At 71.8% G+C, this 25494-nt stretch carries 21 protein-coding genes; 8 read left to right on the top strand and 13 right to left on the bottom strand.

The window, feature by feature from the left end; all coding sequences use genetic code 11:
- Positions 1-82: 82 nt before the first annotated feature.
- From METY_RS01060 to METY_RS01030, 7 genes are all read right to left on the bottom strand, one after another.
- Positions 83-1033: a cupin-like domain-containing protein gene (locus tag METY_RS01060; RefSeq protein ID WP_103119542.1), complete on the bottom strand. Its 951-nt coding sequence runs from the start codon at positions 1031-1033 to the stop codon at positions 83-85.
- The gene (locus METY_RS01055) at positions 1030-3663 is read right to left on the bottom strand and encodes a GNAT family N-acetyltransferase (protein WP_244593464.1); all 2634 of its coding nucleotides are present in this window, start codon (positions 3661-3663) and stop codon (positions 1030-1032) included. The genes METY_RS01060 and METY_RS01055 overlap by 4 nt, the downstream gene beginning before the upstream one ends.
- Before the next feature lie 79 nt (positions 3664-3742).
- Positions 3743-4297: a DUF924 family protein gene (locus tag METY_RS01050; protein ID WP_103119540.1), complete on the bottom strand. Its 555-nt coding sequence runs from the start codon at positions 4295-4297 to the stop codon at positions 3743-3745.
- Complete coding sequence (locus METY_RS01045; RefSeq protein ID WP_103119539.1) at positions 4294-4776, bottom strand: DUF3429 domain-containing protein; 483 nt, start codon at positions 4774-4776, stop codon at positions 4294-4296. Before METY_RS01045 ends, METY_RS01050 begins: the two co-directional genes overlap by 4 nt.
- 26 nt (positions 4777-4802) lie before the next feature.
- Complete coding sequence (locus METY_RS01040; protein WP_103119538.1) at positions 4803-5558, bottom strand: TIGR02186 family protein; 756 nt, start codon at positions 5556-5558, stop codon at positions 4803-4805.
- A complete protein-coding gene (locus METY_RS01035; RefSeq protein WP_103119537.1) occupies positions 5555-6475 on the bottom strand; it encodes a sulfite exporter TauE/SafE family protein in 921 nt (306 codons plus the stop codon). Before METY_RS01035 ends, METY_RS01040 begins: the two co-directional genes overlap by 4 nt.
- Before the next feature lie 94 nt (positions 6476-6569).
- Positions 6570-10055 carry an SEL1-like repeat protein gene (locus METY_RS01030; RefSeq protein WP_103119536.1) on the bottom strand — a complete coding sequence of 1162 codons (3486 nt, stop codon included), beginning with the start codon at positions 10053-10055 and terminating at the stop codon, positions 6570-6572.
- 225 nt (positions 10056-10280) lie between these two features.
- Here METY_RS01030 and METY_RS01025 point away from each other — a divergent pair, with 225 nt between their 5' ends.
- The 4 genes from METY_RS01025 to METY_RS01010 all read left to right on the top strand — a co-directional run bounded on the left by METY_RS01025 (position 10281) and on the right by METY_RS01010 (position 16825).
- Positions 10281-12080, top strand: a complete 1800-nt coding sequence (locus METY_RS01025) for a glucan ABC transporter ATP-binding protein/ permease (RefSeq protein ID WP_103119751.1) — start codon at positions 10281-10283, stop codon at positions 12078-12080.
- 212 nt (positions 12081-12292) lie between these two features.
- Positions 12293-13648 (top strand): D-alanyl-D-alanine carboxypeptidase family protein, encoded by a 1356-nt coding sequence (locus METY_RS01020; RefSeq protein ID WP_103119535.1) that lies wholly within the window; start codon positions 12293-12295, stop codon positions 13646-13648.
- Between the two features lie 195 nt (positions 13649-13843).
- Positions 13844-14878, top strand: coding sequence for a CobW family GTP-binding protein (locus METY_RS01015; protein ID WP_103119534.1), 1035 nt, complete (start codon positions 13844-13846; stop codon positions 14876-14878).
- Between the two features lie 129 nt (positions 14879-15007).
- Positions 15008-16825: a long-chain-acyl-CoA synthetase gene (locus tag METY_RS01010; RefSeq protein WP_103119533.1), complete on the top strand. Its 1818-nt coding sequence runs from the start codon at positions 15008-15010 to the stop codon at positions 16823-16825.
- Positions 16826-16897: 72 nt separating this feature from the next.
- Here METY_RS01010 and pdeM read toward each other — a convergent pair whose 3' ends face one another.
- From pdeM to ccmB, 6 genes are all read right to left on the bottom strand, one after another.
- On the bottom strand, positions 16898-17608 hold the full coding sequence (gene pdeM / locus METY_RS01005; RefSeq protein WP_103119532.1) for a ligase-associated DNA damage response endonuclease PdeM: 711 nt from the start codon (positions 17606-17608) through the stop codon (positions 16898-16900).
- 293 nt (positions 17609-17901) lie between these two features.
- On the bottom strand, positions 17902-20430 hold the full coding sequence (locus METY_RS01000; protein ID WP_103119531.1) for a ligase-associated DNA damage response DEXH box helicase: 2529 nt from the start codon (positions 20428-20430) through the stop codon (positions 17902-17904).
- 61 nt (positions 20431-20491) lie between these two features.
- The gene (locus tag METY_RS00995) at positions 20492-21124 is read right to left on the bottom strand and encodes a DsbE family thiol:disulfide interchange protein (RefSeq protein ID WP_103119530.1); all 633 of its coding nucleotides are present in this window, start codon (positions 21122-21124) and stop codon (positions 20492-20494) included.
- Positions 21121-21291: a heme exporter protein CcmD gene (ccmD, locus tag METY_RS00990; protein ID WP_103119529.1), complete on the bottom strand. Its 171-nt coding sequence runs from the start codon at positions 21289-21291 to the stop codon at positions 21121-21123. The genes METY_RS00995 and ccmD overlap by 4 nt, the downstream gene beginning before the upstream one ends.
- The gene (locus METY_RS00985; protein ID WP_103119528.1) at positions 21288-22058 is read right to left on the bottom strand and encodes a heme ABC transporter permease; all 771 of its coding nucleotides are present in this window, start codon (positions 22056-22058) and stop codon (positions 21288-21290) included. Before METY_RS00985 ends, ccmD begins: the two co-directional genes overlap by 4 nt.
- Positions 22059-22229: 171 nt before the next feature.
- The gene (gene ccmB, locus METY_RS00980; RefSeq protein ID WP_024816628.1) at positions 22230-22883 is read right to left on the bottom strand and encodes a heme exporter protein CcmB; all 654 of its coding nucleotides are present in this window, start codon (positions 22881-22883) and stop codon (positions 22230-22232) included.
- Between the two features lie 189 nt (positions 22884-23072).
- Between ccmB and METY_RS00975 the strand changes: the two genes are divergently transcribed.
- From METY_RS00975 to METY_RS00960, 4 genes are all read left to right on the top strand, one after another.
- Positions 23073-23591, top strand: a complete 519-nt coding sequence (locus METY_RS00975) for a PepSY domain-containing protein (RefSeq protein ID WP_103119527.1) — start codon at positions 23073-23075, stop codon at positions 23589-23591.
- Between the two features lie 369 nt (positions 23592-23960).
- Positions 23961-24311 (top strand): AtpZ/AtpI family protein, encoded by a 351-nt coding sequence (locus tag METY_RS00970; RefSeq protein ID WP_103119526.1) that lies wholly within the window; start codon positions 23961-23963, stop codon positions 24309-24311.
- A gap of 116 nt (positions 24312-24427) precedes the next feature.
- Complete coding sequence (locus METY_RS00965; protein ID WP_103119525.1) at positions 24428-25174, top strand: F0F1 ATP synthase subunit A; 747 nt, start codon at positions 24428-24430, stop codon at positions 25172-25174.
- Between the two features lie 55 nt (positions 25175-25229).
- Positions 25230-25457 carry a F0F1 ATP synthase subunit C gene (locus METY_RS00960; protein WP_020187966.1) on the top strand — a complete coding sequence of 76 codons (228 nt, stop codon included), beginning with the start codon at positions 25230-25232 and terminating at the stop codon, positions 25455-25457.
- Positions 25458-25494: the final 37 nt, after the last annotated feature.

Raw genomic sequence — 25494 nt, 5'->3', positions numbered from 1 at the left:
TCGAACTGGTGCGAGTCATAAGCGGACGCCTGACGATCATCCCGGCTTGGGCTTCCGCCGTCCGGGATGATGCGTGTGGGCCTCAGGCCGCCTTCTTCTCGGCGGCCTTCTGGGCCTCGTAGTAGTAGTTCGCCTTCTTGCCGAACACGGCCGAGCGCAGCCACCGGCGCATGGTCTCGTTGCGGCGGAGCGGCTCGATCGCCGACCGCGCGGCGGTGTAGGCCGCGACCTTGAGGCCGTCGAGCGCCGGCTTCTTGCCCGGAGCCGCCTGGGGGAACCCCTTCTCCCGCAGCCAGGCGTTCATGAACAGCAGCTTGTTCCGGCGCACCACCGCGTCCGAGCGCCAGGTGATCGCCATCGAGATGGAGTAGTCGTCGCCGGTGCGGACCCAGTGCGGGACCTGATACGGGACGAACACGCCTTCGCCGGGCTTCAGGTCGTAGACCGTCGCCCGCTCCTCGAACCTCGGCTCGTAGGGAAGGTTGCGGTGCTTGGACGGCGCGCTCTCCAGCAGCTCCTCCGACACCAGCGAGCGGTCGTCGTTGTCGAACAGGTGGAAGAACTTCGGGCCCCGGATCTGGACGAAGAAGTTGTCCTCGTTGTCGCTGTGGAACGGCGTCACCGAGTTCGCGGAGGAGACGAAGATGTAGCCCTCGATGTCGCGGAAGCTCGCGCCGTCAAGGCTGGCGTGGCCGAGCTGCTTCGCGATCGACAGCAGCGCCTCCTCCATCATCGCGCGGTAGGCCGGCACGCTCTCGACGCGCTTCAGCACCATCCAGGCCCCGGCGGTCTCGATCTGCGCCACCACCTCCTCGGGCGTGAGGCTGACCAGCGGCGTGTCCTCGGCCTTCTGGTTCGGCTGGAGCTTGCCGGAGTTGTACTCGAACCGGTCACGCTCGAGCTCTTTCGTCAGCGCGATCAGCCGCGGCAGCTGCAGCAGCGGATGCGAAGCGAGATCGTGGGTGATGCGGAAGTGGCGGAGGGGGTAGGAGGCCGCGAGATCCGTCGCGGCGGCGCTGAGCGTTGCGGTCATCGAACGAGTCCTTTTGCGCGGAGGTAGAGGTCCCGCAGCTGGACGCGGGCGCGGCGGCGCAGGCGTTCGGCGGCGGCGGAGAGGGCGAGCGTGCGGGCGGCCCCGGGGCGCGACGACACCATCAGGTCGACGAGGGCGAGCTTGTCGCGCCAGATGTGGTCGATCATCGGGTGGTTCGCGATGGCGGTGGAGTCGACGCTGTCGATCTCCGGGTCTTCCAAAAGGCGGCGCGTGAGTTCGAGCGTCAGGTGCACGCCCGGCGAGTTCTTAGCGAAGCGCTCGTCGTAGGCGGTTTTATAATACCATGCGCGGCGGCCGTTCACGAGCACCAGCGCCGAGGCGACGACGGCGTCTCCGGCCGTCATCTCGAGGAAGCGGACGTCGTCGTTCGCCGCGAGGTTTCTGATCGTCTCAAGGATGAAGGCGAGCTGATCGGCGTTGTCGCGCATCGAGGTGCCGCCCTTGCCCTTCCATCCGCTGGCCTCGAGGGCGAGGAAGCGGTCGAGCGCGCCGGGCGTCTCCTGCGCCCCGCGGGCCTCGGAGAAGGAGATCGGCGCCTCGTCGCCCAGGCGGCGGAGCTGGCGGCGCAGCTCCTTCAGCTTTTTCGACGACAGCGAGGCCGTGAGGAAGGCCTCGGGGTCTGCGCCGGTGACCAGCAGGGCGCGGCCGTAGCCGTCGATCCGTTCCGAAGCGCGGCCGGTGGCGGCGAGCGCCGTCCGGAGAGCGACGGCGGCGGGGCCGTGCTCGGGCAGCAGGCGGAACAGCAGCGTGGCGCGGCCCGACTGCGCGAGGCCGTCGAGCAGCGCGGCCATGGCTTCGGGCGCGCGCGCGGCGTCGAGGAGCGGGGTGCCGAGCGGGCCGAGATAGGCCCAGAGGGTGGTGGACGCGCCGGCGGCCCAGGGCAGCAGACGGCGCGGAGTGATCGGCAGCGCCGCGAGCATCGAACCGTCCGCGGCCCACACCACCGCGAAGCGGACGCGGCGCGCGGTCGCGAGATGAGCGGCCGCCGGTATCGCGAAGTCGGGGGCCGCGAAGGGCGTCGGTTCGGCTGCGCGGGCGGCGAGGTCCGCCCAGGCGGCGCGGACGCGCGTCATGCCCGCGACGTCGAGGATCTCGAAGCGGGCGCCGGAGGCGACGCCGAGATCGAGCGCGGGCGGGGGGCCGGCGACGCCCATGTCCGTCGCGCCGGCCGCGACGCTGTCGGCCACCCGCGAGACGACGGGACGGCCGCCCGGGCCGCGTCCCCAGGGCAGGGCGCCGAGGCCGAGCCGGCGGCGGGTGATGACGAACAGCAGGATCGACTCCATCACCAGGGTGAGCGAGGTGGCGGCGGCGGCGCCCATCATCCCGAAGGGCGGCACGAAGGCGAGCGCGAGCGCGATGTTGAGGAGGAAGGCGCCCCCATAGACTGCGGCGCAGACGTTCTGCTGGCCGAGCATGTTGAGCAGGCGCTCAAGCGGGCCGACGGTCGCGCGGGCGAGCAGCCCGATCGCGATCACGAACAGCACGGGATAGCCCTCGACGAAGGCGGGGCCGAACAGCCACAGGATCGGCCACCCAAGCGCCAGGATGATCACGGCCCCGCCGAGCGAGGGCCAGAAGGTCCAGCGGGCGGCGTCGCGCACCATGGTCTCGAGCCGCTCGCGCTCGCCGGCGACGGCGTATTCGGTGAAGCGGTGGGCGACCGCGGCCGAGACCGAGAACGACACGAAGGCGACGAGCGACATGACCTTCACGGCGGCGTAGTAGACGCCGACCTCGTGCGGCTCGCGGAACGCGGAGAGCACCAGCACGTCGGTGTAGGCGAGGAGCAGGTAGAAGCCCTCGACCATGAAGATCGGCAGCGACACCGCCATCCAGGTGCGCGGCGCGAAGGCGCGGGGGCCGCGCGGCGTGCGCTCCCGCAGGCGCTTCTCGAGCAGCGCGAGCTGGGCGATGGCGGTGACCCAGGTGGCGACGATGGTCGCGGCCATGGCGGTCACGGCGGTCGGGGCGTAGGCCGCCCAGCTCAGCGCCGCGAGCAGCGCCAGGATCAGCAGCGGCCGGACGAGATAGGCGGGGGCCAGCGCGACGTCGATCCAGTTGTAGGTGCGGGCGATGCCGTCCTGGACGTCGGTCAGCACGTACATGGGCACGCAGACCAGGGCGAGCACCAGCGGCACGATCGCCCAGTGGTCGAGGACGTCGCCGAACAGCCAGAGCGCGAGCAGACCTACCGCGGTGACGACGGTGGCGAAGACCATCGACAGCAGCCGGCTGCCGAGGAGGAAGCCGCGCAGCAGCGCGTGGTCGCCGCCGTCGGCGTATTCGGGGATGAACTTCTGCGGCGCGGAGGCGAGGCCGAGGCTCGTCATGCCGCCGAGGAGCAGCACCCAGGTCCAGACGTAGACGTAGATTCCGTACTCGCTCTCGCCCATCCAGCGCGCGAGCAGGATCTGGGACGCGAAGGCGATGCCGGCGTTGCCGACCCGGAACAGGAACGCGCCGCCCGCCACCTTCTTCGCGGTGGCCGTGTCCGAGCGGTCGGCGAGCAGCCCGCGCAGGCGCGCGGCCAGACGGGCGAAGGGGGTCACCCCATTCGGCTCCTGGGCGTCGCGGCCGTCATGGCATGCGCTGGCGTCGCTGGGCATTCGACGATCCCTATTCGATTGAGGCAATCGAATAACGCCGCCGCGCTTAAGGATGGGTTCGGGAAGATCGTAAACGAAGTCATCCCTGAAAGCCGCCGTTTTCGAGGTATTCCAGCTCAGCGGCGCTCGATGGCCGTCCAAGTATGACGTTGCGATGTGGAAACCGCCCGAACCGCTCGATGATCTCGGCGTGAACGACGGTCCATCGCAGGCATTCGTCGTCGCCCGACGCGCGAAACAACGCGATCGCCCGGCGTTGCAGCGCAATATCTTCGGCGTGCTCGAACGGCATGTAAAAGAACTGGCGCAGCGGCCAGGGCGTGCGGCGGTCGAAGCCGCGGGCGACGGCGGCCGCCGCCACCTCCTGGGCGGCGGCATCGGTCGCGAAGGCTTCGCGCGCGCCGCGGAACAGGTTGCGGGGCGCCTGATCGAGAAGGATCAGCAGGCCAAGGGCGCCGACCGGCGTTCCCGCCCAGTCGTCGAGGGCGCCCGCGGCCGCTTGGCGCTGCAGCCGGCCGAGCCGGCGGCGGACGAGGGCGTCGAAGGCGTCGCTCCGATCGTACCAGCGGTCATGGCCGGCCGCGCGCCAGAAGCCGACGGTCGCGACCGCGGCCTTCGGCGGAGGCGACGTCATCCGGCGTAACCGACGACGACGGCCGCGGCCACGGTCGCGATCGTGGCGACCGCCGTCAGCACGAGGCGCAGCCGTCCGTACCAGCGCGGCGCCGCGAAACGGCCGGACCGCGCAGCGTCCACGATTCCGTGGCCTACGAGACCGGCCGCGAGCAGCGCGAGACCGCCTGCGCCGCCGACCAGCAGGGCCGCCCAGGCCCACAGCGGCGGGACCATGGCGCCGACGTACAGCGCGCGCCGGACGTCTGGGGCGGGGTGGCGCAGGGCGAGGCCCCAGTGCGCCCCGCCGAGGAAGGACAGGATGGTCGCGCCATAAGCCGTCAGCGCGAAGGCGGCGTCGACTCCGAACACCACGGGATGCTGGAGCGCGAGCGCGAGCGCGAGCCCGATGAAGGGCGTGAGCCCGGCGAGGCCCAGCGCCAGCGGCGTTTCGGGGATGTCGCGGTCGTCGCCGGCCGGCTCGGATGCGATCAGCGTCATGGGCGGCTCCGCGGCGGCGGTCGGGCTCAATCCCGGCGGAACGCGACGCTCGCCGTCCAGCCGAAGGCGAGCGCCAGCAGCGCCGTCGCGACACCATAGGCGAGACGCCAGTTCTCCGCGAGCGCCGCGACCCGGTCCTCGAAGCCGGATTTCACCACCCGGAAGGTGATGGTCTCGCGCGCGATCGGCACCCCGGCGGAGAACAGGCGGACGTCCGCCTCGAAGGCGCCGAAAGGGACGTTGGGCGGGAGGTGGAAGGTCGTGCGGAACAGCGTGGGGTCGAGGAAGACGACGCCCTTCGGCTCCTCGCGCCACAGGCCGCGCGCGGTCTGCAGGCGGATCAGCGCCTCGGAAAACTCCGGACGGCCGAGGTCCTCGCCGCGCGGGGCGGCCGCCGCCTTGAGGCCAAGCCGCTGCCCATCGCGGATCTCCGGCGACAGCATGACGTCGAGAGGGCGGGTGGAAAGCGTGGCGAGATAGGACGGCGTGCGCGGGAACCGGCGGCGTTCGCGGTTGACCCAGAGCCCGGCGGTGCGCTGCTTCTCCCGCACCTCGAGCGTGGTCCCCGGTCCGCGCACGGTGACCACGAGGTCGTAGCGGCGGGGGGCGCCGTCGCTCTCCGGGTCCGCGCGGACGGCGCCGAAGAGCGTGATGTCGCCCCCGGCGTAATTCGAGGCGATGGCGATCTGCTGCGAGGACAGCGCGACCACGAGCTTCTCCGCCCGCGCCGGCGCCGCCGCGGCGAGCAGCGCGAGTACGGCCAGAGCCGCGAGCGGTCTCATTTCGGCCGGCCCGTCGTCGAGACGGAGAACGGCTCAGCCGGTTCCGCCACGAGTTCGACCAGGAAGCGGGCGCCCACGGCCAGCAGCAGCAGCGCGAGCAGCAGGCGCAGCTGCTCGCCGCGCAGCTTCTGGCCGGCCCGCACGCCGAACTGCGCGCCGATCGACCCGCCGAGCATCAGCAGAATGGCGAGCACCACGTCCACCGAAGCGTTGACGGTCGCGTGCAGCACGGTGGCCGCGAGCATGGTGATCAGGATCTGTGCGAGCGAGGTGCCGACCACCACCGCCGTCGGCACGCGGAACACGTAGACCAGCACCGGCACGAGCAGGAATCCGCCGCCGATCCCGAGCACCGCGCCGACGAAGCCGACGAACACGCCGAGGCCCACCAGCGGGATCGCGCTCACGTAGATCATCGACTGCTTGAAGCGCAGCTTCAGCGGCAGGCGGTCGATCAGGCTGCGGCCGCCGATGCGGCGGGCGGGCGCCGAGGGCTTCGTCTTGAGCAGCGTCTTCAGCGACTCCGTCAGCATGATCCCGCCGATCGCGCCGAGCAGGACGACGTAGGAGACCGCGATCACGACTTCGAGCTGCCCCGCGGCCCGCATCGCGTTGAAGAACCAGACGCCCAATCCCGTGCCGGCCACGCCGCCCGCGAGCAGCACGCCGGCGAGCTTCAGATCGATCGCGCGGCGGCGCCAGTAGGAGAGGGCGCCGGTGAAGGCGGAGGCGGCGATCTGGGGGGCTTCGGAAGCGACCGCGACGGCGGTCGGAACGCCGATGAAGATCAGCAGCGGGGTCATGAGGAAGCCGCCGCCGATGCCGAACAGGCCCGACACGAAGCCGACCGCGAGGCTCATGCCGATCACGAGCAGCACGTCCACCGGAAGTTCAGCGATCGGAAGATAGATCTGCATGGACCGCGACGCGCCGGCGACGCGCCCGCCGCGCCGTCCGGTCAGATGTGGTTACGCCCGCCGCGGCGGGCGTTGTCAACGCGTCGGGCGCCGATCAGCGCAGCTGCATCGGGGCGGCGGCGGCGTTCGTGGAGGCCTGGTCCCAGCCGCCGGGAGGGGCGGGGACCTCGTTTGCGGCGGGGTCGACCGCGCGCGGCTTGAAGTTCGCCACCAGCTGATCGGCGCTCGCGACATTGGCGGCTCCGAGCGCCTTCGCCACGTCGTCCCGCTTGCGGCCGGCGTCCTGGTCGCCCTGGGCGCTCGCGAGCGAGAACCACTTGTAGGCGTCCGCCAGATCGCGCTTGCCGCCGAGGCCGCGGGCCTCGAGCACGGCGAGATTGTACTGGCTGTCCACGAGGCCGCGTTCGGCGGCCATGCGGAACCACACGATGGCCGCCCCGAAGTCCGGCTTGCCGAGGCCGCCCTCGGCGTGCAGCACGCCGAGATTGTGCATGGCGCGCACGTTTCCGGAGGCGGCCGCCTGCTCGTACCAGCGTCGGGCGGCGGCGAGGTCGCGCGGCACGCCGCGGCCCTTCTCGTAGAGGCTGCCGAGGCGATGCTGCGCCGGGGCGAGGCCCTGGACCGCGGCCTTCTCAAGCCAGCGGGCGGCGGCGACCGGATCGGCCTCCACGCCGCGGCCCGCGGCCAGCCGGTCCGCGATCTCGAGCTGCGCCGAGGGATCGCCCTGCACGGCGCGCAGCCGAAGCATGGAGCCGCCGATCGAATCCGGCAGCGTGTCGCCGCGGTTGATCGAGCCCGTGACGATGTCGTCCTTCTTCGGGGGCGGCGTGAATTTCTGGCCCGACGGATCGAGGGTCTGGGCGAAGGCGAAATCGGTGATGTCGGCGGCCTTCGCCCGCGGCGGGGCGATCTCGGCGCGCGGCTTCGGCGCCGGAGCGGGCTCGATGGGTTGCGGCTCCGCAGGCGCCGCCGGGGCCGCGGGCGCGGCGGGGGCGGGCTGCTGGGGCGCGGGTTCGGGCGCCTGGAGCTGCGGGGTCGGCTGGGCGGGCGGCGCGCTCTCCGCGGTCGGGGCGGCCGGCTCGGGCGCCGTCTCGGCGCCATGGTCGCTGATGCTGGTGGCGGCCTTCAGCACGCCGAGCACGATCAAAGCGGCCGCGATCCCGAGCAGGATCGGACGGCGGCGGGCCTTCAGGACCGCCAGAACGCCGGCGGCGCGGGAGCGGCGCTCGTCCGTCGCCGTCTCGGCGAGGACGTTTTCGGCGTCGGCCGCCGGCCGCGTTACGGCGCGTCGGGCCGAAGCGATCAAAGCGGCGGCGCTCAGCGCCCCGACGTCGCTCGACGGGCTCTCGGGCTGCGGGTCGTGAGGGGCGTCCAGCAGGCCGTCGGTCCGGCGCTCCACGCGCAGCGCCGCGCCCGGCTCGAGCGGGTGATCGGACGCGAGATCGGCGACCGGCCGGAAGGCGTCGTCGGCGGGCGGGCGTCCGAAGCGCGCGGCGAGATCGCCGGAGGCCTCCATCTCCTCCATCGCCCGACGCGCGGCGGCGCGGGCGGCTTCCGTGGCGTCGACGCGCGGCGCGGGCGCGGTCTGCGGACGGTCGTCGAAGGCGGAGGACCGGCGTTCGACGACGCCGATGCTGTGGGCGTTCAGCGCTTCGTCGATCGCCTCCATCCGCTCGATCAGGCGTTCGAGCGTGAGCCGGACGGCGTCCAGCGTGTCGGAGGTGCGCCGGTCGTCGCGCTTGGACGCAGCCTTGATTTCGAGCAGGGCGTGGGCGAGCTGGTCGGAGCCGTCGGCGAACGGCGTGGCGCCTTGGGCGCCCTCCGCCCGCAGCGCCGCGACGGCGTTGCGTCCGGCTTCGGATGCGGCCTGCTCCACCCTCGCGGCGAGCGAGGCGAAGCCGGCGTTGAGATCGTCGAGCCGGCCGCCGGCGCGGTCGAGGCCTTCGACCACCTGTTCGATGCGCGTATCGAGGCCGCCGAAGGACTTGGGCCCGCTGGCGTCGGCCTGCGCGGTCGCGATCAGGTGCTCGGCGATGCCGCGGACCGCCTCTTCGACGCGCTCGGCGGAAGCGCCGCGCGCGCGGGCGGCGGCGGCGACCGCCTCCAGCCGGATGCCGAGGCCGTCGATCTTCCCGGCGAGGGCCTCGACGCCGTCGGGTCCCGAAGGGCGCCGGGCCAGCTCGAGCGTGAGCCCCTCGATCTGGCGGCCGATGTCGTCGAGCTTGGCGGCGGGCTGCGCGATCGCCGCGAGTTCGGCGCGCACCGCCTCGGCGACGCGCTCGGCGTCCGACGCCGCCGTCAGCGCGTCGATCTTGTCGATCAGCGCGGGGATCTTGGCGCTGAGCTCGGCCGTGGGCAGGCCCTGCTCGCGCCGGCTCTCGAGCTTCGCGGTCAGGCTCTCGATCTGGCGGCTGAAGCTCTCCATCGCGTCGGCGCTGGAAAGCGTCGCGAGCTCGGCGCGGACCGCCTGGCCCATGCGCTCGGCTTCCTCCGCGCGCTGTTCGGCGGCGGCGGCGATGCCGTCGATCTTGCCGCCGAGAACCGCGACCTTGCCCGACAGCTCCGCGACCGCCTGCTGGGTCGGCGCGGCGGCGCGCTCCTGCGCGTCGAGGCGGGCGAGCACGGCCTGGATCTCGGTCGCGAGGCCTTCGACCGCGGCCATCGGCGGAAACTGCGTGAGCTCCTCGCGCACCTGCTCGATGCGAAGCGCCAGCGTGTCGAACAGCTCGGGGTTCGCCGGCGTCAGATGATCGAGCCGGGTCGCGACCGCGCCGAGCTCGTCGGCGAAGCGCGCCAGCATCTGCGGGCTCGCCGCGTCGCCGCGCATGCGATCGACCTCGGACACGAGGGTGTCGATCGCCATCAGCGAAACGGAATCGAGGCGGGCCGGCCGCTCCTCGCCGAGCCGCGCGGCGAGCGCCGCCATCTCACGGGCGAGACCGTCGACCTCGGCGCGGGTGGGCATGTCGCGGATCGCGGAGCCCAGCGTCTCGATCTCCTCGCGCAGGCCGGCGACCGCGATCGGATCGACCATCGTCGCGGCAGGCGCCTGCGGAGCGACGGGAGCGGCGACGGCGCGGGGCGCCGGGGGCTCATCGTCGGCGTCGAGATCCCTCTGGCGGGCGGCGATCTCAGCGAGCGCGGCGCGGAGCGAGCCGGGCTGGGCCGCCTTGTCCGCCGGTCGCGCGGGCGTAACGGCAGCGGGCGCCGGGGCTTCGGTGAGCGCGCGCGCGAAGGCGGTGAGACGCGCCTCGAGGTCGTCCGCGGGGGCCTCGGCCGCGGACGCGGGGGCGGGCGTCGGGGCGATCGGTTCGGGCGTCGGAATCGTGGCCGGGGCAGCGGGGCCGGACCGTTCGACCCAGCGGGCGAGGCCCTCGAGCGCGTTGGCGAGCCGGTCCTCGGTCTGGATGTTGCGCTGCGCCAGCATGGACACCAGCTGTTCGAGCTCCGGCAGGGGAGAGGAGCTGTCGTTGGCGCGCCGCGCGTCCGAAAGGCGTTCCGCCAGCCGCTCCAGCCGATGGCCGCCCGCCTCGGCTTGGTCGGCGCCGGCCGTCACGTGTCTCGGATCGCTGAAGCTCATGGCGCGCACCCTGGGCGTCGCCCCGTCCCATCGCGCCCGGCTGTCCGGCTCCGCGCGGCGGGTTGGGGGCTCTGATCGAGGGCCGCGCCGGGCGTGGACCTCTCAACGCACAGTTAACGAAGAGGGTAAACAACCTGTTAACGTGTAGCCCGGCCGGGCGCCGATCTTAAGGTTGCGTTACCGCGTCGCCTTGCGCGACGGGACGTTTTGGCGATGCTGCCGGCCATGTCCGTCCCGCCCTCCGCCGATCGCCCCGCTCCGGGGATTTTCGCCACCTACGTCCGCGCTATCGGCCTGCTCGGGCCGGAACGGCCGCTCGCGGTGATGCTCGCGCTCGGCAACGTCGCGCTGGCGCTCGCCGCCTTCGCGGAGCCGGTGCTGTTCGGCAAGGTGATCGACAAGCTGACGCGTGGGGAGGCGGACGCCATCCCGGCGCTCGCCGTGGCCTGGGGCGGGGTGGCGCTCGCGGCCATCGTCGGCCGGGTGCTGGTCGGCCTTCACGCCGACCGGCTGTCGCACCGCCGGCGGCTCGCCGCCATGACCGAGGCCTTCGGCCATGTGCTGACGCTGCCGCTGAGCTACCACCGGCGCACCCATTCCGGGCGGATCGTCAAGGCGCTGACCATGGGCGCGAACGCGCTCGCCGACGTCTGGCTGTCGTTCTTCCGCTCGGGGCTCGCGACGCTGGTCGGCGTCGTCGCGCTGCTGCCGGCCTCGCTCGCGCTAAACCTGTGGCTCGGGCTGATCCTGCTCGGGCTGGTCGCCGTCTTCGGGATCGCGCTCATCACCCTGCTGCGCAAGACGCAGACCCAGCAGGAAAACATCGAGGGCTACCACTCCGACCTCGCCCAGCACGCCGCCGACGCCATCGGCAACGTCGCGGTGGTGCAGAGCTTCGCAAGCGTCGGGCGGGAGATGGCGGTCGTGCGCGGCGTGATGCAGCGCCTGCTCGACGCGCAGATGCCGATCCTGTCGTGGTGGGCCTACGCCGCCGCAGCGACTCCCGCCGCCGGCACGCTGACGGTCCTCGGCGTGGTGCTGGCGGGCGCTGCGCTGAACGCGCAAGGGCTCGCGAGCGTCGGCGACATCGTCACCTTCGCGGCCCTCGCCACCCTCGTCGTCGCCCGGCTCGGCGACGCGGTCGCGCTCGTCAACATGGCGCTGCTGAACGCTCCGCGGATCGGCGAATTCCTTCGCCTGCTCGACGCCGTGCCCGAGGTCGCCGAGCGCCCGGACGCGCGCGACCCCGGCCGGGTGCGTGGCGAGGTGACCTTCGACCGCGTCTCCTTCGCCTATGAGGCGGGGAGGCCGACGCTCGCCGAGGTCTCGTTCGAGGCGACGCCCGGCATGACGGTGGCGCTCGTCGGCGCGACCGGCTCGGGCAAGTCCACCACGCTGTCGCTGCTGCACCGCGCCTTCGACCCCCAGGAGGGCCGCGTGTTGATCGACGGCGTCGACATTCGCGAACTGACGCTGGAGGGGCTTCGGCGCAACATCGGCGTCGTGTTCCAGGAGCCGATGCTGTTCGCCCGCTCCATCGCCGACAACCTCCGCGTCGGCCGGCCCGAGGCGACCGACGCGGAGCTCGAGGCCGCCTGCGCCAAGGCCGAGGTGCTAGACGTGGTCCGGCGCCTCCCCGCAGGGTTCGACACCGTGCTCGGCGAGCGCGGCGCCTCGCTCTCGGGCGGCGAACGCCAGCGGCTGTCGATCGCCCGCGCGTTGCTGAAGGACCCGCCGATCCTCGTGCTCGACGAGGCGACCAGCGCGCTCGACGCCCACACCGAGCAGAAGGTCCAGGCGGCGCTCGACGCCGCGCGCGCCGGCCGCACCACGCTCGTCATCGCCCACCGGTTGGCGACGGTGCGCTCCGCCGACCGCGTGCTGGTGTTCGAGCGCGGGCGGATCGTCGAAAGCGGCTCCTTCGCCCGTCTCGCAGCGGCGAACGGCCCCTTCGCGAAGCTGGTCGCGGCCCAGGCGCTGGCGCACGCGGCGGACGAGAAAGACGCGGCGCTGCAGGGCGCCTGACGCGCCCCCGGACGGATTGGCGCTTCGCCCGCCTCGTCGCGCTCCGTCCCTCGTGAACCTCCGTCGTTGGACTTTTCCGACTCTGAAGGTACAACGGTCCTGCCTCAGGCAGGCGTTCTTTAGGCAGCGTCCTTGGCCCGGACGCGCGTCGGCGACGCGCGAGGGCGAGAGCGTCGCTTCGACGACCACGCATCACGAGTACGATCGCGCCCATGCCCCAGTCCCCCGCCCGCCGCGCCGTCGCGTGGCTCGCCGCAACGCTCGCGCTGGTCGCGCCGGCCGCGGCGAACCCCCTCGTCGTCGCGGACGTCGCCACCGGCCAGGTGCTGGAGGCGCAGGAGCCGACCGTCCCCTGGTACCCGGCCTCGCTGACCAAGCTAATGACCACCTACGTGGTCCTGCAGGCGATTGAAAACGGCAAGCTCCGCCGGGACGCCCCGTTGGTCTACAGCGCGCGGGCCCAGGCCGAGCCGCCCTCGAAGATGGGCTTCCAGGTCGGCCAGACCGTCACGGTCGACGACGCGCTGAAGATGCTGATGGTGCAGTCGGCGAACGACATCGCCTTCCTGCTCGCCGAGGGCGCCTCCGGCAGCGTCGAGGGCTTCGTCGCCGAGATGAACGCCACCGCCCGCCGCATCGGCATGACGAGCACCAACTTCGTCAATCCGAACGGGCTGCCGGTGCGCCCCGGTCCGGACCTGCAGCGCACCACGGCGCGCGACATGGCGGTGCTGGCGACCCGGCTCTACCGCGACTTCCCCCAGTGGGCCGGCCTGTTCTCGCTCGACGCGATCCAGATCGGCGACCGCATTCTCCGCAATCACAACGGCCTCGTCGGGCGCTATCCCGGCACGGACGGAATGAAGACCGGCTACGTCTGCTCCTCCGGCTTCAACGTGGTGGCGACGGCGACCCGCGGCAGCCGCCGCCTCGTCACCGTGGTGCTCGGCGCGCCGACGCCGATCGAGCGGTCCGAGACCGCGATCGACGCCTTCGAGCGCGGCTTCGCGGCGACCTCCGCGCGCGGGACGCTGGCGAGCCTCCCCGACGTGACGGCGGCCTTCCCCGTCGACCTCCGCGAGCAGATGTGCGGCAAGTCGACCGCCAAGATCCGCGCCGCCCGCAAGCTCGACCCCAACGGCCATCCCTGGCGGCCGATCCTGATGGCGAAGACCCAGGTGAACCCGGTCATGGTCTACGCCACGCCGGCGCCGAACGCGCCGCAGGTGGCGGCAAAGCCGAGCGGCCTCGACGAGGACCCGCCGGCCTTCGCGCCGAAGGCCTCGACGACCCCGGCGCTGATCCCCGGCGCGGCCGTGAAGCCGGGCTCGGCCAAGGTGAAGCCGCTGAAGGCCGCGACGCCGCAGAAGGCGAAGGCCTCCGCGAAGGCGCCGAAGAAGACCGCGGCCTCTACGGAGAAGAAGGGCCGCGTCAAGATCGAGCTCACGCCGAAGAGCGCCGGCCCGACGCTGTCGCCGGGCCCCAACGCCGCCTCCAATTCGCCGGTCGCCGTGCCCGGCGGGATCTACCGCAACGCCGCGCCCACCGAGGGCAAGTCGTCGTTCTGAGCGCTCCCTCGCGAACGTTTCAGGATAAGGCTCGTCACGCCCCGGTTTATCCGGGGCGTCCGCTTTTCGGACGCTGCGGTCCCATGACGCCTGGATCCCCCGGACAAGCCGGGAGATGACGCGCTGAGCGTGGCCCGTGGGGAGCGTTCTCTAAGGTCGCGTCCTCCTGCCTCAATCGCCCGTGCCGCACCCTCCATGACCGATCCCCGCCTCGCCCCGATCCCGCTCACCGTGCTCACCGGCTTCCTGGGGGCGGGCAAGACCACGCTGCTGAACCGGCTGTTGCGCGATCCCGCGCTGTCGGACGCGGCCGTCGTGGTCAACGAGGCCGGCGAGATCGGCGTCGACCATCTGCTGGTGGAGCACGCGGCCGAGGGCGTCGTGGCGCTCGCGGGCGGGTGCCTGTGCTGCACGCTTCGCGGGGACCTGATCGAGACGCTCGAAGGCCTGCTGCGCGCCCGCGACAACGGCCGCATCCCCCAGTTCAGCCGCCTGATGCTGGAGACGACGGGCCTCGCCGATCCCGTCCCCGTGCTGCAGACGCTGTCGCTGCACCCTTATCTCGCGCTGCGTTTTCAGGTGGCGGGCGTCGTCGCCGTGGTCTCGGCCGTCGACGGCGCCGCGACGCTGGCGGAGCGCGCCGAGGCCGCCCGGCAGGCGGCGATGGCCGATCTCGTCGCGCTGTCGAAGATCGACATTGCGAGCGCCTCCGAGGCCGCCGCGACGCGGGCGGCGGTCGGATCCCTCGCGCCGATGGCGCGCGTCGTCGACGCCGCGACCGTGGCGGCCGGCGAGGCGCTCGCGCGGCACGACGCGCCGAAGCCCGATCTTCCGGCGTTGCCGGCGATCCATGGTTCGGTGGTCTCGGTCGCGCTGGCGAGCGAGGCGCCGCTGACCCGTGCGTCCTACGATCTGTTCGTGGAGCTGCTGCGCTCGGCCCACGCGCCGAAGCTGCTGCGGCTTAAGGGGCTGGTGCGGCTGGCGGAGGAGCCGGACCGGCCGCTGGTGGTGCAGGGCGTGCGCCACGTCTTCGCCGCCCCGCGTTTCCTCGACGCCTGGCCGGACGACGACCGCCGCACCCGGCTTGTCGCGATCGGGGAGGGGCTGGAGCCCGATCTGCTCGGGAAGCTCTACGCCGCCTTCGCCGGCCGCATCGCGCCGGACCGGCCGGACCGCGCGGCCATGAGCGACAATCCGCTCGCCCCGCGCGCCGGAGGTCTGCTGGGATAACCGTTCACGGTCGCGAGCGTCGCCTCTTCGCAGGGGTGGACAGCGCTTGGGCCGCCGGGCTTCACTGCGGGACGACAACGAAGACGCTTCGCCGCCGCGTCGCGGGCTGAACGAGGCGCAGGAGGGTGCATGGCGCCGTGGTCGCGGCTTGCGCGGGACTGGCTTTTCCTCAAGGGAGTTCTGCGGGCGCTGCGCGCCACCATGCCGATCGGCCGCGACCGCGGGCGGGTGTTCCCGCACGTCGTGGCGGAGCTCGCGGCGAAGCATGGATCCCGCACCGCCCTGATCTCGGAGCACGAGACCTACAGCTTCGCGGAGCTCGACGCGCGCGCCAACGCCTACGCCCGCTGGGCGAAGGCGAACGGCGTGGTCAAAGGCGACGTCGTCGCCCTGATGATGACCAACCGGCCGGACTATCTCGCCTGCTGGCTCGGGATTACCCGCGTCGGGGGCGTGGTCGCGCTGCTCAACACCAATCTGTCCGGCGGACCGCTCGCCCACTGCGTCTCGATCGTCGGGCCGAAGCATGTGATCGTCGGCGCGAACCTCGCCGCCGCCTACGCCTCCGCCGAGGCCTTCGTGAGCGTGGATCCACGCCCGGCGGTCTGGCTTCATGGCGACGTCCAGGGCGAGGCTGCGTTCGACTGGCCGCGGATCGACGAGGCCCTGTCCGGCTTCTCCGGCGCGCCGCTGCCGGCCGTCGACCTGCCGCGGCTGACGGTCGAGGACCGCGCGCTGTTCATCTACACCAGCGGCACCACGGGCATGCCCAAGGCCGCCAACATCAACCATTACCGGCTGATGGCGATCACCCATGGCTTCATGGGCGCGATGGGCGTGCGGCCGGACGACCGGATGTACGACTGCCTGCCGATGTACCACACGGTCGGGGGCGTCATCGCCGCCTGCGCGCCTCTGCTCGCCGGCGCCTCGGTGGTCATCCGCGAGCGGTTCCAGGCCAGCCGGTTCTGGGACGACGTGGTCGCGACGGAGTGCACGCTGGCCGAGTACATCGGCGAGCTCTGCCGCTACCTCGTGCACACGCCGCCGTGCGAGGCCGAGACGCGACACAAGCTGCGCCTCGTCTGCGGGAACGGCCTGCGGCCGGACGTCTGGCCGCAGTTCGCCGAGCGCTTCCGGATCCCGTTCATTCTGGAGTGGTACGCGGCGACCGAGGGGAACGTCGCGCTGTTCAACCTCGACGGCACGCCGGGCGCCGTCGGGCGCATCCCCTGGTACATGAAGCGCAAGTTCCCGACCAAGGTGATCCGTTTCGACGTCGAGGCCTGCGCGGAGGTGCGCGACGCCTCGGGCCGCTGCGTCGAGTGCCCGCCGGGCGAGGTCGGCGAGGTGGTCGGGCGCATCCTCAACGACCCGTCAAAGCCCTCGATGCGCTTCGAGGGCTACGCCGACCCGGAGGCGACGAAGCGAAAGATCCTCACGGACGCCTTTGAGCCCGGCGACCGCTGGTTCCGCACCGGCGACCTGATGCGGCGGGACGAGAACGGCTACTTCTACTTCGTGGACCGGATCGGCGACACCTTCCGGTGGAAGGGCGAGAACGTCGCGACCTCGGAGGTCTCCGAGACGATCTCGATGTTCCCCGGCGTGACCGACGTCACGGTCTACGGCGTGGCGGCGCCGGGCTACGACGGCCGGGCCGGCATGGCGCTGGTGGTGACCGAGGGCGAGCTCGACCTCGCGGGGCTCCATGCCTTCCTGGCGTCCAGCCTGCCGCCCTACGCCCGACCGGTGTTCCTAAGGATCGGCCGGACGATCGACGTCACCGGCACGTTCAAGCAGCGCAAGGTGGATCTGGTGCGGGAGGGCTGCGACCCTGCGTTGATCGCCGACCCGCTCTATCTCGCCCACCCGACCGAGGGTCGCTTCACGCCGCTCGACGCGGAGCTGTTCGCCGCCGTGGCCGAGAAGCGGGTGCGGATCTAGGGGCGCCGGCCATCCGAAAGGCGGCCTCTTCCTGCCGTTCTCCGGCAGGGTGAGAAGGGAAGCAAGAACGCGTCAGTCCGGGCGGAGGCCCCGGGCGGCGAAGGCGTAGACGCCAGCGTCGCCGAGCATCCAGGCCGTGAAGGCGTCGCCCGAAAACAGGCCGGCGAAGGCCTGGTCGCGCACGTTGAGGCCGCCGGCGTAGGCGCCGAAGGCCGGCAGCACCACGCGCGCGCCGTCGGTCGCGAAGCAGCGGCGGCGCAGGCCGCGGCCGCGCACGGCCACCTTCGCCACCGGATGCAGATGGCCGGCAAGCTCGCCGGGCGCGGCGCCGGCCGTCGGCTCGTGGCGCAGGGTGAGGGCGCCGAGAACGAGGGTCAGCCTGGCCTCGCCCCCGAGGTTCGCGGGCGGCGCCGGATCATGATTGCCGGCGATCCAGATCCAGTCGCGCCCGCGCTGCAGCTCCGCCACCGCCGCGCGGTCCGCCTCGTGCATGCGGGCGGGGCCGCCGTCGTCGTGGAAACTGTCGCCGAGCGCGATGACCACGCGCGGCTGATAGGCGGCGACGAGGCGCGCGAGCCGCCCGAGCGTGGTGGCGGTGTCATAGGGCGGCAGCATCTGGCCGCGGCGGGCGAAGTACGAGCCCTTTTCCAGATGCAGATCCGCGACGATCAGCGCGCCCGAGCCCGGCTCGTACAGCGCGCCGAGCGGATCGGCGACGAGGGCCGCGCCGGCGACGGTGATCGTCGGCTCGGACGCGCTCTTGGAAGGGCGGGACGGAATCATTCCGCGGAACGTAGCAGGAACCGCGGAGTCCCGTCCACGCCTCCGGCGCGTCAGCGCGGGCGCGCTCGGGAGCCGGCCCAGGCGAGCGTGCCGGCGAAGGCGCCGAACATCACGAGCACGGCGGCGACGACGAACAGGGTTTCGGCGGGCATCCGGGTTTCTCCTCTTGAATGAGAGGAGAACAGCCCCGAACCGCAGCCGCCGCTTTGACGCGGATCAAACCGACGCGCTCGCAGGAAGCGTCAGGGGATGATCCCGGCTCGGCCTCCGGCGGCGGGCACGCCGCCACCGGGTCAATCCTCCGCCATCGCCTCCGCGACCAGATCGTCGGCCGCAAGCTTCAGCAGCGCGTCTTGGGAGGCGCCGTAGACCGGCTCGCGGCCGACCTCCAGCAGCACGGGCACAGCCAGCGGCGAGACGCGCGACAGCGGCTTGTGGACCATGTGGCCCTTCACCCGCGCCAGCATCTCGACGATGCGCTCGAGGTCGATCAGGCCGCGGGCGGCGTCGGCGCGGGCGGCGCGGAGCAGGACGTGATCGGGCTCGTGCCGGCGCAGCACGTCGTAGATCAGGTCGGTGGACATGGTGACCTGCCGCCCGGTCTTGCGCTTCGCGCCGATCACGTTGCGCTCGATCAGGCCGGCGATAATGGCGCAGTTGCGGAAGGTGCGCTTCATCAACGCGCTCTCCTCCAGCCACGCCTCCAGGTCGTCGCCGAGCATGTCCTGGTCGAACAGCGCGTCGAGCGAGAGCAGGTCGCCCGCGATCATCGCGCTCATGTCGCGCAAAGCCCAGACCGCGAGGCAGTAGTCGCTCGCCACGAAGCCGAGCGGTGCGGCGTGCGCGCGCTCCAGACGGCGGGTCAGCAGCATGCCGAGCGTCTGGTTCGCGAGCCGGCCCTCGAAGGTGTAGGCCACGAGGAAGTTCTTGCCGGCCCGCGGAAAGGTCTCGACCAGGAGCTGCTCCGGCTCCGGGATCAGCGAGCGGCGCTGCTGCAGGCCGAGCCATTCGCGCGTCTGCTCGGGCAGCGTCGGCCAGCTCGAGCGGTCGTCGATGATGCCACGCACGCGGGCCGCGACGTCGGTCGTCAGCGGCATGCGGCCGCCCACGTAGGTCGGCACCTTCGGCGCGTCGGAGGTCGAGCGCGAAGCGTAGACGTCGGTGTCGACCAGGGCGTCGAACTTCAGGATCTCGCCCGCGAACATGAAGGTGTCGCCGGGGGTGAGGGTCTCGACGAAATACTCCTCGATCTCGCCCAGCACCCGCCCTCCGAAGCCGCCGGGCGCGACCGTGCCGGCCTTCGAGCGGCGCGCCTTGGCGAGGCGCACCTTCAGCGTCGTCGCCTCGATGATGGTGCCGACGTTCATGCGCCAGCTCTGCGCAACCTGCGGGTTCGAGACCCGCCACAAGCCGTCCTTGGTCTTCCGGATCTTGGCGAAGCGCTCGTAGGAGCGCAGCGCATAGCCGCCGGTCGCCACAAAAGCGACGACGTCGTCGAAGGTCGCGCGGTCGACGTCGGCGTAGGGCGCGGCGGAGGTGACCTCCGCGAACAGCGCGTCGGCGTCGAACGGGCCGCCGCAGGCGACGCCCAGCACGTGCTGCGCCAGCACGTCGAGCGAGCCGGGCTTCGCGGCCTCCGCGTCCTGCTCGCCCGCGAGCGCGGCGGCCCGCGCCGCCTCGCACTCGATCACCTCGAAGCGGTTGGCGGGCACCATGATGGCCTTCGAGGGCTCGTCCAGCCGGTGGTTGGCGCGCCCCGTCCGCTGCAGCAGGCGCGAGGCGCCCTTGGGCGATCCCATGTGGACCACGAGGTCGACGTCGCCCCAGTCGATGCCGAGATCGAGCGTGGAGGTCGCGACCACCGCCTTCAGCCGGCCCTCGCCCATGGCCGCTTCGACCTTCCGGCGCTGGCCGACGTCGAGCGAGCCGTGGTGAAGGGCGATCGGCAGGGTGTCCTCGTTGATCCGCCACAGCTCCTGGAACGTCAGCTCGGCCTGCGCCCGGGTGTTGGCGAACAGCAGCGTGGTCTTGTGCCGCTTGATCTCCTCGTAGATCGCGCCCAGCGCGTGGCGGCCGCCATGGCCGGCCCAGGGCAGGCGCTCGTCGGTCTGGTGGATCGAGATGTCCGGCGCCGCGCCGCCGGCGATCTGCACGAGCTCCGCGAGCGGGCGGCCCCGGCGCGGGTCGACCAGCCAGCGCCGCAGCGCGTCGGGGTCGCTCACGGTGGCGGAGAGCCCGACCGTGACGACGCCCGGCGCGAGCGCCCGGATGCGGGCGAGCGCCAAAGCCAGCTGGTCGCCGCGCTTGGTGGGGCCCAGCGCGTGCAGCTCGTCCACCACCACGCGCTTCACCGTCTCGAACAGCCGACCCGCGCTGGGATCGCCGATCAGCAGCGCGATCTGTTCCGGAGTCGTGAGCAGGATGTCCGGCGGGCGCTCCTTCTGCCGCTTGCGCCGGGCGGCGGGCGTGTCGCCGGTCCTGCCTTCCACGCGGATGGGCAGACCCATCTCCGCGATCGGCCGCTCCAGATTGCGCGCGACGTCGACGGCGAGCGCCTTTAGCGGCGAGACGTAAAGCGTGTGGGTTCCCGCATTGTCGGAGTTCGACGGCCCGCGCTCCGCGAGTTCGACCAAGGTCGGCAGGAAGCCCGCCAGCGTCTTGCCGGCGCCGGTGGGCGCGATCAGCAGCGCGTCGCGCCCGGCTTGGGCGTGCGCCATGAGTTCGAGCTGATGGACGCGCGGGCTCCAGCCGCGCCCGGCGAACCAGCGCACGAAGCGGTCGGGCAGCACGGCTGCGGAGGGGACGCGGGCGCGGGTGGACACGCGTGAGAGATAAGAGCTCCGCGGCCGGCGGGGAGGGGCCCGGACGAAGTCTGCGGCCCCGTCAGCTCGACGGCTTGTCCGTCGCGGGCGTCGCGGCCCTCGCCTTCTCGATCTGCGGCTTCAGCGTCGCCTCGGCCGACTCCATCGTCAGCGGGCCCACGAACTTGAAGGCGACGCGGCCGTCGCCCGTCACCACGAAGGTCTCGGGCACGCCGTAGACGCCCCACTCGACGCCAGCCCGGCCGTTGGCGTCGACGCCGACGCGCTCGTAGGGGTTGCCGAGGCCGCCGAGGAAGCGCCGGGCGTTCTCAACCGTGTCCTTGTAGTTCAGCCCGAGGATGCGGACGCCCTGCTCGCGCAGCCGCATCAGCACAGGATGCTCCTGCCGACAGGGGGCGCACCAGGAGGCGAACACGTTCACCAGCGTGACCTGCCCGGTGGCGAGGTCGGCGGTCGAAAAGCCCGCGACCGGCGCGCCGTTCGCCAGCAGCCCCTCGAGGGCGGGCAGCGCCGTCTGCGGGGCCGCCCGCCCGACCAGCGCCGAGGGCAGGGCCGCGGGGTCGCGACCGCTCGTCAACGAGCCGTAGAAGAACCAGACTCCGACCGCGACCACGGCGACGGGAAGCGCGAACAGCGCCCGGCGCAGCGGCGAGGGCCGGTCGTCCGGGGTCGTCGCCGGCAACGGCGCCTTCATGGGCGAAGCCCTTCGCCGGACCGCCGCCGCCCCGATCGGGCCTCGAGCTCCGCCAGCGCCCGGCGCTGGGCGCGCTGGTCGAGCGCGGTCCAGAGGATGAGCCCTGCGATCACCGCGAAGGCGATGCCGTACGAGGCGGCGATATAGCCGAAGTGGGGGTCGGTCATTCCGCTGGCTCCGCCGCGAGGGCTGAGGGCGCCGAGGCCGCGGCGGTGAGGCGCAGGGTGCGCGCCCGACGGCGCAGCAGCTCGGTGCGCATGCCGACGAGGTGCAACGTCGTGAACAGCAGGGTGAAGGCGACCGCCGCGATCAGCAGCGGCCAAAGGATGGACGGGTCCATGGTCGGCCTTCCCGCGCGGATCACGGAGGCCGGCTGGTGCAGCGTGTTCCACCAGTCGACCGAGAACTTGATGATCGGGATGTTGACCGACCCCACCAGCGTCAGGATCGCGCAGGCCTTGGCGGCGCGCGACGGCTCCTCGATCGCGGAGCGCAGCGCCATCAGGCCGAGATACATGATGAAGAGGATCAGGAACGAGGTCAGCCGCGCGTCCCAGACCCACCAGGTTCCCCACATCGGCTTGCCCCACAGCGAGCCGGTGGCGAGCGCGAGGAAGGTGAAGGCGGCGCCGAGCGGCGCGGCGGCCTTGGCCGAGACGTCGGCGATGGGGTGGCGCCAGATCAGCACGCCGAGGCTAGCGATCGCCATCAGCGTGTAGGCGAACATGGCGAGCCAGGCCGAGGGCACGTGGATGAACATGATCCGCACCGTCTCGCCCTGCTGGTAGTCCGCGGGGGCGACGACCAGCGCGAGGTACAGCGCGACCGCGAAGACCACCGCGGTCACGCCGATCAGCCACGGCGTGAGCCGCTCGGCGAAGGCCGCGAAGCGCGAGGGGTTCGCGAGCGAGGTGACGGCGGAGAGCAGGGCCATGGGTTCGGTCGGGCCGGTCCGTTCGTGGTCGTCGGCGGCGAAGCCGGCGAGCCGGGATCGTCAATCATCCCAGGATCTAAACTCGTCGAATACGTCGATCCCGAGGTCGCAGTTACCTAAGGCGCCTTTGCGTCGCAGGAAACGCGCCATCCGTCGCAAGCCGTTCACATCTCAATCGCGCAGCAGCCGGAGCGCGGCGGCGGCCGCGACCGGGCCGAGCACCGCGTAGCCGAGGGCCAGGCCCGCCAGCACGCCGAGCGGGCCGAAGCCGTCGCGCGCCGGATCGCTTGCGGCGACGCCGAAGATCAGCACCGGGATCGCGAGCGGCAGGATCAGCACCGGAACCAGAAGGCCGCCGCGGCGCAGGCCGACGGTGAGCGCCGCGCCGACCGCGCCGAGGCAGGCGAGCGCCGGCGTGCCGAGCAGGAGCGACGCCGCGACCTTGAGCGAGGTCTGAGGCCCGACGTCGAGCATTACCGCGAACAGCGGCGCGGCGACGACGAGCGGCACGCCCGTCGTGAGCCAATGGGCGAGGATCTTGGCCGCGACGACAAGCTCGAGAGGCGCAGGCGCGAGATGCATCAGGTCGAGCCCGCCGTCCTCGTGGTCCGCCTGCAGCAGCCGATCAAGCCCGAGCAGGGTGGCGAGAAGCGCGCCGAGCCAGAGGATCGCCGGGCCGATGCGGCCGAGAAGCGGCAGGTCCGGCCCCACAGCGAAGGGCGTGACGGTCACCACCAGGAGAAAGAAGACGACGCCGAGCCCCGCTCCGCCGCCGCGGGCGAGCGCGAGATCGCGGCTGAGAACGGCCGAGAGGGGAGAGGGCAAGGCGGCGTCCTAGAAGCAAGTGCATGGGGCGGCCGCAGGCCTTGGCCAAGGGTGCGGGCTCACGCTTTATTTCCTGCGCGGGACGAAACATAGCAAGCGCCTCCGCGTTGAGCCTCCCCTAGGTCGGCGACAGCCGCCCTCGTTTAACACCCGGTCGGCTTCAACCGACCGGCATCTGGAGGTTACGTCATGTCCACCGTGTCCCGCATCGCTCTCGGCGCTTTCGCGCTCGGCGCCGTCGCTCTCGCCCCGGTCTCTGGCGCCCGCGCCGATGAGACGGAGATGGCGAAGAACGCGAAGGTGTCGCTCGTTCAGGCGCTGGACGCGGCCGAGGCCAAGGGCGGCGGCAAGGCCACCGAGGTGGAGTTCGAGGACGACAACGGCGGCCGTTGGGAGGTGAAGGTCCTGAACGCGGCGGGCGACAAGCTCACTGAGTATTATGTGGACCCGAACTCCGGCCAGGTGACGGGCGAGGAGAACCAGCCGATCGAGGTCTATTTCACCATGCTGAAGCCCGCCGACTTCAACAAGGCTTCGACCCAGCTCAAGGCGGCGGTGGCCGCGGCCGAGCAGCTCGGCGGCGGCAAGGCGATCAGCGCCGAAGTCGAGCGCGAGAGCGGCGCGGTCGCCTACGAGATCGACGTGGCGGCCGCGGACGGCAAGAAGGACGTGAAGGTGGACGCCAACGGCAAGGCGGTCTTCGACTGATCGACCGAACTTCGTATGAAATTTTGGGCCGGCGCCTCCTGGGAGGCGCCGGCCTTCTTCGTTCAAGGCCGGGGCCCTCGCGGACGGAGATTCGCCGCTCAGGCGGCCTCCGCGTCGGCTTTGGCGCCGGCCTGCGCGCATTTGCCGGACGGCGGCCCCGCGACTTCAACGGGGATATCCCGCAACAGATACCGTCCAGCCCCCGCGACGTTTCCGCCGCACCCCCGTTCGACGCCGTTTTTCACATTATTTTCAAGGCGTTGTAACTTTGCGGCGGAACCTTGACAGCCTATGCCCCAAAAATTAGGGTGCGCGCGACTTGAAGGGGGCGACGAACGGCTCCGGGGGTCGGGAGGAGACGCGGGCGTAATGGCGCAAGGCTCCAACCACCATTCGGATCAGAACGACGCTCCCGGCGACGGCGATCTGGCCGGGCGTCTCGAGCGGCTCGATCGCGAGATCGAAAAGCGAGGCTCCCCCAAATCTGCCGGCGCTGACGGCCGCTCCGGCGGCGACGCCTCCTCGGGCCTCGCTCAGGCGTTCCGGCTCAGCTCGGAGTTCGTCGCGGGCGTGGTGGCGGGCGGCATCGTCGGCTTCCTGGTCGACAAGCTGTTCGGATCGAGCCCTTGGGGCCTGATCGTCTTTCTGCTGCTCGGCTTCGCCGCCGGGGTGTTGAATGTGTTGCGCTCGGCGGGCCTCGTCAAAGGCCCGGGCCAGTAGGCCTCCCGGAACGCGTCGCGCAGTTTGGTCGGACGCCTTCGGAACCCCGGAGACGTCCGATTTTTCGAGGACGAGGGACGCCGAGAGCGGCGCGCCCGTAACAGGCTGAAGGAACGATGGCCGGCGCACTTGATCCGATCCACCAGTTCCAGATCGTTCCGCTCATCGGCGAGGGCGCCTTCGCCTTCACCAACTCCGCCGCCTACATGGCGCTGACGGTCGTCCTGATCACGGGCTTCCTGATGATCGGCACCTCGGCCCGCACCCTGGTGCCGGGCCGGCTGCAGTCGCTGGCGGAGATGTCCTACGAGTTCGTAGCGGGCACGGTCCGACAAACGTCCGGCGACAGCGGGATGAAGTTCTTCCCGCTGGTGTTCTCGCTCTTCATGTTCGTCCTGTTCGCGAACCTGATCGGCCTGATTCCCTACACCTTCACCGTCACCAGCCACATCATCGTCACCTTCGCGCTGTCGATGGTCGTGATGCTGACGGTCGTGATCTACGGCTTCGCCAAGCACGGCACGCACTTCCTGCACCTGTTCGTGCCGTCCGGCGTGCCGGGCTACATCCTTCCGCTCGTGGCGGCGATCGAGGTCATCTCGTTCCTCTCCCGCCCCATCAGCCTCAGCGTCCGTCTGTTCGCGAACATGCTCGCGGGCCACATCACGCTGAAGGTTTTCGCCGGCTTCGTGACGATGCTCTCCGCGAGCCTCGGCGGCGTCGGCCTCGCGCTCGGCGTCCTGCCGCTCATCCTGGCGATCGGCATCACCGCGCTCGAGTTCCTCGTCGCCTTCCTGCAGGCCTACGTCTTCACGCTGCTGGCCTGCATGTACCTCAACGACGCGCTGCACCCCGGCCACTGATCAAGCCTGCGGCGTCATCGCCCCGAAACCCACTGTCCCAATTGGAGTTCTCGTCATGGAAGCTGAAGCCGCCAAGTTCATCGGCGCCGGTCTCGCCACCCTCGGCATGGGCGGCGCAGCCGTCGGCGTCGCGAACATCTTCTCGAGCTACCTCGCCGGCGCGCTGCGCAACCCCTCGGCCGCCGACGGCCAGTTCGCCCGCCTGATCTTCGGCTTCGCGGTGACGGAAGCGCTCGGCATCTTCTCGCTGCTCGTCGCGCTGCTGCTGCTGTTCGCCGTCTGATTTCGGACGGACCTCCCGCGTGAGGCGGCCCTCGCGG

It is taken from the genome of Methylopila sp. Yamaguchi (assembly GCF_002897035.1).
Lineage (GTDB): Bacteria > Pseudomonadota > Alphaproteobacteria > Rhizobiales > Methylopilaceae > Methylopila.
This window is presented reverse-complemented; position numbering and strand designations above follow the sequence as displayed.

Excerpts from the sequence above, each read along its gene's own strand:
- METY_RS01025 (WP_103119751.1), top strand. The coding sequence starts at position 10,281 with ATGTCCGTCCCGCCCTCCGCCGATCGCCCCGCTCCGGGGATTTTCGCC.
- METY_RS00960 (WP_020187966.1), top strand. The coding sequence starts at position 25,230 with ATGGAAGCTGAAGCCGCCAAGTTCATCGGCGCCGGTCTCGCCACCCTC.
- METY_RS01015 (WP_103119534.1), top strand. The coding sequence starts at position 13,844 with ATGACCGATCCCCGCCTCGCCCCGATCCCGCTCACCGTGCTCACCGGC.
- METY_RS01035 (WP_103119537.1), bottom strand. The coding sequence starts at position 6,475 with ATGCAGATCTATCTTCCGATCGCTGAACTTCCGGTGGACGTGCTGCTC.
- METY_RS01030 (WP_103119536.1), bottom strand. The coding sequence starts at position 10,055 with ATGAGCTTCAGCGATCCGAGACACGTGACGGCCGGCGCCGACCAAGCC.
- METY_RS01020 (WP_103119535.1), top strand. The coding sequence starts at position 12,293 with ATGCCCCAGTCCCCCGCCCGCCGCGCCGTCGCGTGGCTCGCCGCAACG.
- METY_RS01010 (WP_103119533.1), top strand. The coding sequence starts at position 15,008 with ATGGCGCCGTGGTCGCGGCTTGCGCGGGACTGGCTTTTCCTCAAGGGA.
- METY_RS01050 (WP_103119540.1), bottom strand. The coding sequence starts at position 4,297 with ATGACGTCGCCTCCGCCGAAGGCCGCGGTCGCGACCGTCGGCTTCTGG.
- METY_RS00985 (WP_103119528.1), bottom strand. The coding sequence starts at position 22,058 with ATGGCCCTGCTCTCCGCCGTCACCTCGCTCGCGAACCCCTCGCGCTTC.
- METY_RS01060 (WP_103119542.1), bottom strand. The coding sequence starts at position 1,033 with ATGACCGCAACGCTCAGCGCCGCCGCGACGGATCTCGCGGCCTCCTAC.
- METY_RS01040 (WP_103119538.1), bottom strand. The coding sequence starts at position 5,558 with ATGAGACCGCTCGCGGCTCTGGCCGTACTCGCGCTGCTCGCCGCGGCG.
- METY_RS01055 (WP_244593464.1), bottom strand. The coding sequence starts at position 3,663 with ATGCCCAGCGACGCCAGCGCATGCCATGACGGCCGCGACGCCCAGGAG.
- METY_RS00975 (WP_103119527.1), top strand. The coding sequence starts at position 23,073 with ATGTCCACCGTGTCCCGCATCGCTCTCGGCGCTTTCGCGCTCGGCGCC.
- pdeM (WP_103119532.1), bottom strand. The coding sequence starts at position 17,608 with ATGATTCCGTCCCGCCCTTCCAAGAGCGCGTCCGAGCCGACGATCACC.
- METY_RS00970 (WP_103119526.1), top strand. The coding sequence starts at position 23,961 with ATGGCGCAAGGCTCCAACCACCATTCGGATCAGAACGACGCTCCCGGC.
- METY_RS00965 (WP_103119525.1), top strand. The coding sequence starts at position 24,428 with ATGGCCGGCGCACTTGATCCGATCCACCAGTTCCAGATCGTTCCGCTC.
- ccmD (WP_103119529.1), bottom strand. The coding sequence starts at position 21,291 with ATGACCGACCCCCACTTCGGCTATATCGCCGCCTCGTACGGCATCGCC.
- METY_RS01045 (WP_103119539.1), bottom strand. The coding sequence starts at position 4,776 with ATGACGCTGATCGCATCCGAGCCGGCCGGCGACGACCGCGACATCCCC.
- METY_RS00995 (WP_103119530.1), bottom strand. The coding sequence starts at position 21,124 with ATGAAGGCGCCGTTGCCGGCGACGACCCCGGACGACCGGCCCTCGCCG.